The organism is Neisseria lactamica (assembly GCF_901482445.1).
Taxonomy (GTDB): Bacteria; Pseudomonadota; Gammaproteobacteria; order Burkholderiales; family Neisseriaceae; genus Neisseria; species Neisseria lactamica.
The window spans coordinates 1,027,541-1,038,667 of sequence record NZ_LR590477.1 but is presented as its reverse complement, the minus strand read 5'-3'; the positions used below and the strand labels follow the sequence as shown (position 1 = coordinate 1,038,667).

Annotated in this window: 9 protein-coding genes; 7 read left to right on the top strand and 2 right to left on the bottom strand. The window is 52.9% G+C overall.

The genetic code is table 11. The annotated features are described in order from the left end of the window. The first annotated feature begins 310 nt into the window (after nucleotides 1–310). From FGL10_RS05455 to FGL10_RS05415, 5 genes are all read left to right on the top strand, one after another. The gene (locus FGL10_RS05455) at nucleotides 311–1,834 is read left to right on the top strand and encodes a fumarate hydratase (RefSeq protein ID WP_003709088.1); all 1,524 of its coding nucleotides are present in this window, start codon (nucleotides 311–313) and stop codon (nucleotides 1,832–1,834) included. 97 nt (nucleotides 1,835–1,931) lie between these two features. Next, on the top strand, nucleotides 1,932–3,344 hold the full coding sequence (gene trkA, locus FGL10_RS05450) for a Trk system potassium transporter TrkA (RefSeq protein ID WP_003709086.1): 1,413 nt from the start codon (nucleotides 1,932–1,934) through the stop codon (nucleotides 3,342–3,344). A 571-nt stretch (nucleotides 3,345–3,915) separates the two neighbouring features. Next, complete coding sequence (locus FGL10_RS12550) at nucleotides 3,916–5,220, top strand: hypothetical protein (protein ID WP_232043731.1); 1,305 nt, start codon at nucleotides 3,916–3,918, stop codon at nucleotides 5,218–5,220. Continuing rightward, nucleotides 5,166–6,866 carry an autotransporter outer membrane beta-barrel domain-containing protein gene (locus FGL10_RS12545; RefSeq protein WP_232043730.1) on the top strand — a complete coding sequence of 567 codons (1,701 nt, stop codon included), beginning with the start codon at nucleotides 5,166–5,168 and terminating at the stop codon, nucleotides 6,864–6,866. Before FGL10_RS12550 ends, FGL10_RS12545 begins: the two co-directional genes overlap by 55 nt. 744 nt (nucleotides 6,867–7,610) lie before the next feature. Beyond that, a complete protein-coding gene (locus FGL10_RS05415; protein WP_138251433.1) occupies nucleotides 7,611–7,820 on the top strand; it encodes a hypothetical protein in 210 nt (69 codons plus the stop codon). Here the strand turns inward: FGL10_RS05415 and FGL10_RS05410 are convergent. Then, complete coding sequence (locus tag FGL10_RS05410; RefSeq protein ID WP_003709369.1) at nucleotides 7,775–8,581, bottom strand: basic amino acid ABC transporter substrate-binding protein; 807 nt, start codon at nucleotides 8,579–8,581, stop codon at nucleotides 7,775–7,777. The genes FGL10_RS05415 and FGL10_RS05410 overlap by 46 nt on opposite strands. Nucleotides 8,582–8,632: 51 nt before the next feature. After that, the gene (locus FGL10_RS05405) at nucleotides 8,633–8,884 is read right to left on the bottom strand and encodes an NGO1151 family protein (protein WP_002245658.1); all 252 of its coding nucleotides are present in this window, start codon (nucleotides 8,882–8,884) and stop codon (nucleotides 8,633–8,635) included. A 100-nt stretch (nucleotides 8,885–8,984) separates the two neighbouring features. Between FGL10_RS05405 and FGL10_RS05400 the strand changes: the two genes are divergently transcribed. Then, complete coding sequence (locus FGL10_RS05400; RefSeq protein ID WP_003709371.1) at nucleotides 8,985–9,755, top strand: hypothetical protein; 771 nt, start codon at nucleotides 8,985–8,987, stop codon at nucleotides 9,753–9,755. A gap of 144 nt (nucleotides 9,756–9,899) precedes the next feature. After that, a complete protein-coding gene (gene metZ / locus FGL10_RS05395; RefSeq protein ID WP_036475313.1) occupies nucleotides 9,900–11,069 on the top strand; it encodes an O-succinylhomoserine sulfhydrylase in 1,170 nt (389 codons plus the stop codon). The last annotated feature ends 58 nt before the right edge of the window (nucleotides 11,070–11,127 follow it).

Genomic DNA, 11,127 nt, shown 5'->3' with positions numbered 1-11,127 from the left:
AATTTAAAATAGTTTAAGAATCATTTTTATACCGCAAGAACAGATGCCCCTTCGGAATCGGGCGGCATTTGAAAAACCGTGGGCGGCAGGCTTTGTTTGTAGTTTTATTTCTACCGCAAAGTAACAGGCAAAGATTACAAATATCAAAATCCGAGTAAAACAGTATTTTATTAAAACAAATTGATAATCAATAGATTAGAATTATGTATTGTCTTTACCGTACAAACGCCGGCACTATTGCGCCCTAACAGAAAACAAAATCCAAAAGCGGCTTGCACTTACCGCCACAACCTTGAAAAGGAACACAATCATGACCGTCATCAAACAGGAAGACTTTATCCAAAGCATTTGCGATGCCTTCCAATTCATCAGCTACTACCATCCGAAAGACTACATCGACGCGCTTTATAAGGCGTGGCAGAAGGAAGAAAATCCCGCCGCCAAAGACGCGATGACGCAGATTTTGGTCAACAGCCGTATGTGTGCGGAAAACAACCGCCCCATCTGCCAAGACACAGGTATCGCAACCGTGTTTTTGAAAGTCGGTATGGATGTGCAGTGGGATGCGGACATGAGCGTGGAAGAGATGGTTAACGAAGGCGTGCGCCGCGCCTACACTTGGGAAGGCAACACCCTGCGCGCCTCCGTCCTCGCCGACCCCGCCGGCAAACGCCAAAACACCAAAGACAACACCCCCGCCGTCATCCACATGAGCATCGTGCCGGGCGGCAAAGTCGAAGTAACCTGCGCAGCAAAAGGCGGCGGCTCTGAAAACAAATCCAAACTCGCTATGCTCAATCCTTCCGACAACATCGTCGATTGGGTATTGAAAACCATCCCGACCATGGGTGCGGGCTGGTGTCCCCCCGGCATCTTGGGCATCGGTATCGGCGGCACGCCCGAAAAAGCCGTGTTGATGGCGAAAGAATCCCTGATGAGCCACATCGACATTCAAGAGTTGCAGGAAAAAGCCGCGTCCGGCGCGGAATTGTCCACCACCGAAGCCCTGCGCCTCGAACTCTTTGAAAAAGTCAACGCGCTGGGCATCGGCGCGCAAGGCTTGGGCGGACTAACCACCGTGTTGGACGTGAAAATCCTCGATTACCCGACCCACGCCGCCTCCAAACCGATTGCCATGATTCCCAACTGCGCCGCCACCCGCCACGTCGAGTTCGAATTGGACGGCTCAGGTCCGGTCGAACTCACGCCGCCGCGCGTCGAAGACTGGCCCGATTTGACTTACAGCCCCGACAACGGCAAACGCGTCGATGTCGACAAATTGACTAAAGAAGAAGTGGCGAGTTGGAAAACCGGCGACGTATTGCTGCTGAACGGCAAAATCCTCACCGGCCGCGATGCCGCACACAAACGCCTCGTCGATATGCTCGACAAAGGCGAAGAATTGCCCGTCGATTTCACCAACCGCCTGATTTACTACGTCGGTCCCGTCGATCCGGTCGGCGATGAAGTCGTCGGCCCGGCAGGTCCCACCACCGCCACCCGTATGGACAAATTCACCCGCCAAATGCTCGAACAAACCGGCCTCTTGGGCATGATCGGCAAATCCGAACGCGGCGCGGCGGCGTGCGAAGCCATCGCCGACAACAAAGCCGTGTACCTGATGGCGGTCGGCGGCGCGGCATACCTCGTGGCAAAAGCCATCAAATCTTCCAAAGTCTTGGCGTTCCCCGAATTGGGTATGGAAGCCGTTTACGAGTTTGAAGTCAAAGATATGCCCGTAACCGTCGCCGTGGACAGCAACGGCGAATCCATCCACGCCACCGCCCCGCGCCAATGGCAGGCGAAAATCGGCATCATCCCCGTCGAATCTTGAGGCGCAATGCCGTCTGAACGCAAAATCCGCCTTCAGACGGCATTTCCGCCCCCGGTTGCGGTACAATCCACCATTTCATCACTCAGCGACCCACACCGTGAAAATCCTCATTTTAGGCAACGGACAGGTAGGTTCTACCGTCGCGCAAAACCTTGCCGCCATACCCAACAACGACGTAACCGTTATCGACATCGACGAAAAAGCATTGCAGGAAACAGGCAGCCGCCTCGATGTCCAAACCGTTTTCGGCAACGGCGCATCCCCCTTCACATTAGAACGCGCCGGCGCGGAAGATGCCGACTTGCTGCTCGCGCTCTCCCGCAGCGACGAAACCAACATCGTCGCCTGCAAAGTTGCCGCCGACCTGTTCAACATCCCCGGCCGCATCGCGCGCGTCCGTTCCAGCGAATACCTCGAATACCTCAGCCCCAAGCTCGAAAACAACGAAAACGGCAGCCTTTCCATATTCGGCATAACCGAAACCATCAGCCCCGAACAGCTCGTTACCGAACAGCTTGCCGGTCTGATAGACTGCCCGGGCGCATTGCAGGTTTTACGTTTTGCAGACGACCGTGTGCGGATGGTCATCATACAGGCGCGGCGCGGCGGACTGCTCGTCAACCGCGAAATCGCCGACATCGCCCGCGACCTTCCCGACGGGGCCGACTGCCAAATCTGCGCCGTTTACCGCAACAACCGCCTCATCGTCCCCGCGCCGCAAACCGTCATCATCGAAGGCGACGAAATCCTGTTTGCCGCCGCTACCGAAAACATCGGCGCGGTCATACCCGAATTGCGCCCCAAAGAAACCAGCACCCGCCGCATTATGATTGCCGGCGGCGGCAACATCGGCTACCGCCTCGCCAAGCAGCTCGAACACGCATACAACGTCAAAATCATCGAATGCCGGCCGCGCCGTGCCGAATGGATAGCCGAAAACCTCGACAACACCCTCGTCCTGCAAGGTTCGGCAACCGACGAAACCCTGCTCGACAACGAATACATCGACGAAATCGACGTATTCTGCGCCCTGACCAACGACGACGAAAGCAACATTATGTCCGCCCTTTTGGCGAAAAACCTCGGCGCGAAGCGCGTCATCGGCATCGTCAACCGCTCAAGCTACGTCGATTTGCTCGAAGGCAACAAAATCGACATCGTCGTTTCCCCCCACCTCATCACCATCGGCTCGATACTCGCCCACATCCGGCGCGGCGACATCGTTGCCGTCCACCCCATCCGGCGCGGCACGGCGGAAGCCATCGAAGTCGTCGCACACGGCGACAAAAAAACTTCCGCCATCATCGGCAGGCGCATCAGCGGTATCAAATGGCCCGAAGGCTGCCACATTGCCGCCGTCGTCCGCGCCGAAACCGGCGAAACCATTATGGGACATCATACCGAAACCGTCATCCAAGACGGCGACCACATCATCTTTTTCGTCTCGCGCCGGCGCATCCTGAACGAACTGGAAAAACTCATCCAAGTCAAAATGGGCTTTTTCGGATAAACCGCCCCATTCCGGACACATTGCCGCCGCATCGTGATGCCCCATCCCCCGTTTGCCGTCATTCCCGCGCAGGCGGGAATCTAGACCTTCGGGCGGCGGCAATATTCAAAAGTCGTCTGAAAATTCAGAAGTTCCAGATTCCCGCTTTCGCGGGAATGACGAAGTTTCAGACGAGATTGAATACTTTGATGCTTTGGTGGGCTGAAGCCCATCCTACGATATAAAAATGCCGCCAAATGGTATGGAAGCAGAAACAATGGTAGGGTGGGCTTCAGCCCACCGCTTCAGACGGCATCCGCCCCCGCCGTCATTCCCGCGCAGGCGGGAATCCAGACCGTTCGGTTTCAGCCGTTTCCGATAAATTCTTGCAACTTTGAGTTTCTAGATTCCCACTTTCGTGGGAATGACGTGATACAGATTCCCGTTCTGCATCACAATATAAAAACATATAAAAAACATTGGAGTATCAAACAATCCATTTTTTTTTTTTTTTTTTTTTTTTTTTTTTTGGTGTGTCAATGATTTAAGCATATAATGATAAAAATCACATACCTTCAAAATGGAAAAACTAATGAAACAAAAGAAGACAGTTCAGTGCATCTTACTTGGTTTTGCAGCCGCTTCTATGCACGCGCAAGGGGCGGACGCTGCAAGCAGTGGAACGATAGAGAAGACAGACAAATACACCCTCGTCCTCGCACAAGGAGGGCAAGTAAACAACTACACCTACGATGGCGAAACCGAAGTCAAACCCTTAAATTCCCTCATCATTGCCGCCAACGGCGGTACGAACAACATTACGATAAAAGGCAAATTGGCAGACGGCTCTGCCGATGCCCCGCCGACGATTGACAATAACTCGATTGGAGAAAATATAAATAAAAACGGTTACAGGTACACATCGGGGCCGAATCATATCGGAGCGGTAGTCTTGGAGGATAGCAGCTATGAGGGCGAAAACAAGGTTACTTTTGAAAACGTAACCATAGCCGCCCATAACGCGAATGTCGGCATTTTGTCTGATGATAGGCGTGCATCCGCAAGCTTGGCGCCGGCGACGTTTACCTTTAAAGGGCGCAACACCATCAATGTAGATGCGGACTCAAATGCCAACTCTAGTAACGAAGGTATCCTATTGCTTAATAATGGTGAAAAAATGGGAGAATATCGTCTTGTTTCCGAAGAAGGCTCGACGCTGAATATCAACATCAAATCAGGAAAAGATAAAGGACAAGGCATTACCGCCAACCACTATGGTAACTCAGGCATCAACCTCAACAACGCTTCTCCAAGCATCACCACGATGGAGTTCAAGGGCGATGTAAACATTAAAATCGATAGGAACGGACAGGACGAGGCGGAAGCAAACGGTTTTGGCTTCTATTCAAGCAGAAGAGTCGGCCATAAGAAGCAGATTCCGGAAGGTTCTAAGATGGAAGCGATTTTCCGTGGGAATGTCGATATCGTTGCAACGCCGGTTTATGACGAGCAAGGCAGACCCAAAAGTATAGGCAGCGCGTTTGCGATTGACGGGAAAAACAGCAAAGTCGAGGTTGTCGGTGGGGAAGACAAGGTTGTCAAAATCAAAGGCGATATTTTCGCCTACAACGGCGGCAGCGTGAGCGTGAACCTCGCCAACAAAGACTCTTATTTTGAAGGGGAAGCCCATATCGGGAAAAGGAGCTTTGCCAAAGGGAAAGATATGTTTGCCTTAACCGTGGATGCGGACGGATATGACTTAACCCCCGATACAAAGTCGATTGAAAAGAAAAAGAAAGAGCCGGATACTAAGCAGAAAAGATTGCCCCAAAAAAAGCAGCTTTGGATAGATTCAATCAAGATTTGGATAAATACAATCAAGAATTGGATAAACTAAATAAAGAATTGGCTGAACTAGGTGAAAATGACAACCAAAATAATAAAAAGAGAAAAGAACTAGAAGTAAAAGTAAAACAGCAAGAAAACAAAATTCGGAGCAAAAAAAGGCAAATAGAACATATAAAAGAAAACGACATAGAAAGGGTTGCGGTACTCGAAGAAGAAATCAAAAGATCTGAAGATTTCTTCGATGAAAACGGTTGGATTAAAGACAGCGCGATCGACGACAAGACAAACAACACCGTCAACCTCAAAATGAGCAACGGCGCGCGCTGGAGGGTTACCAATGATTCGATGCTGAAAGAGTTGGATTTGTCGGAAGACGCGCAGGTCGAATTTAGCGACAACAACAAATTCGTCAAAGTGTCTGTGAGCAATCTCAAGGGCGATGGCGGCGTGTTCAAAATGTATGGCGACATCGTCAAAGGCGAATCGGACAAGCTGATTACCCGAAAAGGCAGCGAAGGGACGCACATCATCGAATATACGGACGATGCCAAGGCAAAAACGACGGGCAGGGAGTTTTTAAAGCTGGTCGAAAACAAAGGCGATGCCGAAAACACAAAAGCGTCATACGAATTAAATGTCCGCTGTACGGAACAGGGAGGGTGGTGTTTTGCCTTGGGCGAGTCGGGTGATTCCAAAAAGGTCAATATTTCCGCAGACGGCAAGCGGGACTTCTACCTCTACCCGGCCACCCTGTCGACGGGCGCATCGAGCAGCGTCCTCTTCGGCGAGGCTTTGTATCAGTTGAACGCGGTTTCCGATGAAACGCTGGTGCAGCGTATGGGCGAAATCCACGCCGACGGAACGCCGCAGAAAGACAACAACGTTTGGATCAAACGCGTCGGCGGAAAATTCGCCGGCAGCCGCAGCGATTACCGCGTGGGCGGTTACGGCAACCGCTATTGGGGCTTTGCCGGCGGCTTCAACAGGACGGGGTTCGGCGACAAATGGATTCATTACAAAGGGCTGATGCTCCGCCACCTCCAATCGTCCTACAGCCCCGAAGACTATGCCGGCAGCGGCAAAATCTACGGCAGGATGGCAGGCGTTTATTCCACCTGGCTCAACCGGGAAAGCAGGGCTTATTATGATTTGGTCGCCAACATCGCCCGATATAAGGGCAGCTACGGGCTGACCAATTACGCAGGCAAACGGGTCGAATCGGACGAGGCGCGCCTGAATGCCTATATGCTTTCCGCCGAAACCGGCAGGCGGATGGAAAAACAGGACGGCGGCAAAACCTATTGGTGGCAGCCGGAAGCGCAGTTGTCCTACTGGTTTACGCGCGGCTACGGCTTTTCGCTGTCAAACGGGCTGTCTGCCGAGACGGACAATTTCCGCAGCCTGATGGGGCGGTTCGGCTTTCGGGCGGGCGTGGACGGTTTGGACGGCGGCAGGCTGAACATCTACGGCAAGCTGATGTACAAACGCGAGTTTATCGGCACGATCCGCCACAGGTTCAACGGCTCTGCCGTGGAGGAATTCAAACACCGGGGCGGCTGGTTGGAATACGGCTTGGGCGTGGTACACCGCAATGCCGAAAACGGACGGCAGCTTTATTTTGAGGCGCAAAGGTCTTCGATGCACACGATGCGCCAGAATTGGCAGGTCAATATGGGCGTACGCAGTATGTTCTGATGCGCGGATACGCCTGAAAACAATCCGGAACGGTCAGACGCGTTCCGGATTGTTTTTTTGTCGGGGGGATTTGCCGCCATATCAAAACAGGCGGGCGATGCTGTCTGAAGCGGTGGGCTTCAGCCCACCAAAGCATCAAAGCATCCAATGCCGTCTGAAACTTCGTCATTCCCGTGAAAACGGGAATCTAGAATCTTAAACTTTCAGATAATCTTTGAATATTGCCGTTGCCCGATGTTCTGGATTCCCGCCTGCGCGAGAATGACGGTCGGGCGGATGCGCCGTCATCACGACTTTTCGTTATTTCCGTGACTTTTCGTCATTCCCGTGAAAACGGGAATCTAGAACCTCTAAATCTTCAGATAACCTTTGAATATTTCCTCCACCCCGAAGGTCTGGATTCCCGCTTATGCGGGAATGACGGCGGTGGGCGATGCCGTCTGAAGCCCGACAAGACATTAAATGCCGTCTGAAACTTCGTCATTCCCGTGAAAACGGGAATCTAGAATCTCAAACTTTCAGATAATCTTTGAATATTGCCGCTATCCCAAGGTCTGGATTCCCGCCACTCTTCGTCATTCCCGTGAAAACGGGAATCTAGAATCTCGGACTTTCAGATAATCTTTGAATATTGCCGCTGTCCAATGGTCCGGATTCCCGCCTGCGTGGGAATGACGGGTTTTTATAATCTTTAAAAACTGCCACTGCCCGACAGTTCGGGGTGGGAATGACGGCGGTGGGATAATGCCGTCTGAAGTCCAACAAAGCCCCCGATGCCGTCTGAAAACCCAAATGGCGGCACAACAATGCCGCGCCGCCGACATTGCCATCCCGACACAAAACGGCACAGACAATAGAAAATGCCGTCTGAAAGGGCTTCAGACGGCATTGTGTTCGGACGGGCGGGCTTATTTCGCGGCCTGTTCGCCTTCTTTTGCAAAATATTTGGCGTAGATTTTGTCGTATTCGCCGCTTTCGCGTACTTTTTTCAACGCATCGTTCAGCATTTTGACGGTTGCTTCGTCGCCTTTGCGTACCGCGATGCCGTAGTGTTCGGTGGTGAAGTCGGGCAGGGTAACGAAGTCCATCCCTTTGGCCGGGTTGTTTTTCACATAATTGGCGATGACCGCGCTGTCGCTGACCACGGAATCCAGGCCGCCGTTTTCCAGTTCTTTGATAATCAGGGGGACGTTTTCAAAGCGCGCGATTTTCGGATTGTCGTTGCCCAAGAGTTTGGAAACGGAGAAATCGCCCGTGTAGCCGGTAACCACGCCGACTTTGTTCATCTTTTTCAAATCTTCGGAAGAAGATACTTTTTTGCCTTTCGGAACGAGGACGACTTGGGTGATTTCAAAATACGGGTCGCTGAAGTCCATAGACTGTTTGCGGTCGTCGGTAATGGTTACGCCCGACATCACAACGTCCGCATCGCCGTTGTTCAAGGCGGGGAAAAGGCTGTCCCACGGCTGGTGTTTGAATTCGATTTTAAAATTGCCCGCCTTCGCCATCGCGTTCATCAAATCCACATCGAAACCTTCGACATTGCCTTTCGAGTCTAAAGATTCAAAGGGGGCAAACTCGGCGTTGGAAGCCACGCGGTACACTTTGTCGGGGTTGGCGGCAGGCGCGGCGGCATCTTTGCCCTGACCGCCGCAGGCAGACAGCGCGAGCGCGGAACAGGCAAGGGCGGCGGCAATCCATTTTTTCATATTCATCAAAATTCCTTTCGGTAATCAAAAAGCCTAAAAAATCAGTTTAACATAAAATTAACGTTCTTTTTCACGGAAAAACGCATAAGTAACGTCGTGGAACAAATCGGTATGGGGGCTGTCTTCGTAGTTGAGTTCTGCCAAAGCGTCTTCAAATGCAAGCTGAATCGACTCAACCGCGACTTCGGCGGTGTCGGCGGGAAGGGCGCGGATCAGGGCTTTGAAGGCGGTGGACAGGACGTGGTTCTGCATACGCAGCACATCGTTTGCTTCTTCCAGATATTCCAAACGCTGTTCGATGCTGCTCATGATGTATCCTCGCGAATCTGTTAAAATGCGCCATTATATCAAACCGCGCTTCAGGCGGGGTTTGTCCGCCTGCAAAGATTAAGGACCGGAAGCCGAAAAAATGGATACGAACAATCAGGATAAAGAGCCGAATTGGGAAAAACGCCTGGAAAACCTGCGCCGGACGCGCCGTATGAATACCGCGCCCGACCGTGTGCCGCCGGTTCAAACTTCCGAAGCGGCAAAGAGCGCGTCCGCGCCGAAATTGGACGATGCAAGCCGAAACCGTGTGTTAAAGGCGTATCTGCAAAAATGGCAGGAGGAGCACAATGCCGCCGTTGCCGAATGCGGCGAGGAAGTCGAAACCGACCCGATGGTTATTCTTCAGGAAAACTGGCTCAACGCGCAGGCTTCCCTGCAAATGTCGGTTTCGGAAAAACACATCGAATCGCGGCGTAAAATCCGGTTCGATGCCAAAAAAGACTGCGTCGAATTTGAAACTGCACAGATTGAAGGCGGGGAAAACGCCGATGCGGCAGAATCCGGCACGAATGAGCCGGCGGTTTCGGAAAACGGGGAAAACGATGCGGAAGAAACGTTGATGCCCGTCCAAATCAATATCCTGAACCCGAAAGCCGTCAACCGGCGCGAAGTGTTCTGCCTGTCCGAACAGGAGCTGACCGAACGGCTGATCAAACGCCTGCGCCCGCATCTGACCGATACCGTCAACGGCATTATCCGTACGGCGGTGCAGAAGCAGATGGCGGTTTTTACCTACCAGCTCCAGCAGATGCTGCACGAGCAGGCGGGGGCGGTAGTCGAAGACGTGTTGGAACACGATGTCCGCAAAATCCTTAACGACATCAAGTACGAGTTAAAATACAAACGCTGATTGCAATGCCGTCTGAAAGCCGTTTCAGACGGCATTTTCCTGCCCGTCCGACTTGAAAGGCGCACGGAACGGGCGCAAAATATTAACAAATTAAACAACGGGCGCGCGCCCCGTTGCCGAACGGACAAAACCGAGGAATTACCGATGAGCAAAAAACTTCATCCGCAAACGCTCGCCATACGCGGCGGCAAAGAACAAACCGGATATCGCGAACACAATCAGGCCTTGTTCCTGACCAGCAGCTTCATGTGGGACAACGCCCGACACGCCGCCGATTTGTTTTCAAAAAAAATCAAAGGGTTCACTTATACCCGTACCGCCAACCCGACCACAGCCGCCTTTGAAAAACGCATCGCCGCTTTGGAAGGTGCGGAACGCGCGGTCGCCACTTCGACGGGTATGTCCGCGATTCAGGCGGCGTTTTTTACCTTTTTGCAGGCGGGCGACCACGTGGTTTCCAGCCGCAGCCTGTTCGGCACGACCGTCGGCTTTATCAATAACATCGTTACCAAATTCGGCATCGAAGTGAGCCACGTTTCGCCGACCGATATAAACGAATGGAAAGCCGCCGTCAAAGCCAACACCAAGCTGCTGTTTTTGGAAACGCCGTCCAACCCCTTGGGCGAAGTGGCCGACCTGGAAGCCTTGGCGGAATTGGCACACGGCATCGGCGCGCTCTTGGTGGTGGACAACAGCCTGCTGTCGCCCGTCGGCTCGCAGCCTTTGAAACACGGCGCGGATATTTCCGTTTCCTCCGCGACCAAAGCCATAGACGGACACGGACGCGTGATGGGCGGCGTGTTGGCGGGTTCGGAAGAGCTGATGGCGCAGGTCGCTATGTATTGCAACTCTTGCGGGCTGGCAATGTCGCCGTTTAATGCGTGGCAGTTGTTGAGCGGCGTGGAAACCCTGTCGCTGCGTATGGAAAAACAGTTCGACAACGCCCTGAAAATCGCGCAATGGCTGCAAGCGCAGCCGCAGGTTCAAGCCGTGTACTACACCGGATTGCCCGACCATCCGCAGGCGGCGCTTATCCGCAAACAGCAAAACGGCGGCGGCATCGTCATCGGCTTTGAAGTTGCCGACCAAGCAGCCGCGTGGAAAGTCGTGGACGGCGTGGAACTCTTTTCCCGTACCGCCAACCTCGGCGACGTGCGCTCGACCATCACCCATCCGTGGACAACCACGCACGGCAGGATGCAGCCCGAAGAAAAACTCGCCGCCAACATCCGCCCCGGATTGGTGCGCCTGTCGGTCGGTTTGGAATATGTTGGCGATTTGATTGACGATTTGAAACAGGCACTCGCGCGCTGATTGCGTGTTTCAGACGGCATTGGACAGCAGATGCCGTCTGAAACCCTTATCGCGTATG

Excerpts from the sequence above, each read along its gene's own strand:
- FGL10_RS05455 (WP_003709088.1), top strand. The coding sequence starts at position 311 with ATGACCGTCATCAAACAGGAAGACTTTATCCAAAGCATTTGCGATGCC.
- FGL10_RS12550 (WP_232043731.1), top strand. The coding sequence starts at position 3,916 with ATGAAACAAAAGAAGACAGTTCAGTGCATCTTACTTGGTTTTGCAGCC.
- FGL10_RS05415 (WP_138251433.1), top strand. The coding sequence starts at position 7,611 with ATGCCGTCTGAAGTCCAACAAAGCCCCCGATGCCGTCTGAAAACCCAA.
- FGL10_RS05410 (WP_003709369.1), bottom strand. The coding sequence starts at position 8,581 with ATGAATATGAAAAAATGGATTGCCGCCGCCCTTGCCTGTTCCGCGCTC.
- FGL10_RS05405 (WP_002245658.1), bottom strand. The coding sequence starts at position 8,884 with ATGAGCAGCATCGAACAGCGTTTGGAATATCTGGAAGAAGCAAACGAT.
- FGL10_RS05400 (WP_003709371.1), top strand. The coding sequence starts at position 8,985 with ATGGATACGAACAATCAGGATAAAGAGCCGAATTGGGAAAAACGCCTG.
- metZ (WP_036475313.1), top strand. The coding sequence starts at position 9,900 with ATGAGCAAAAAACTTCATCCGCAAACGCTCGCCATACGCGGCGGCAAA.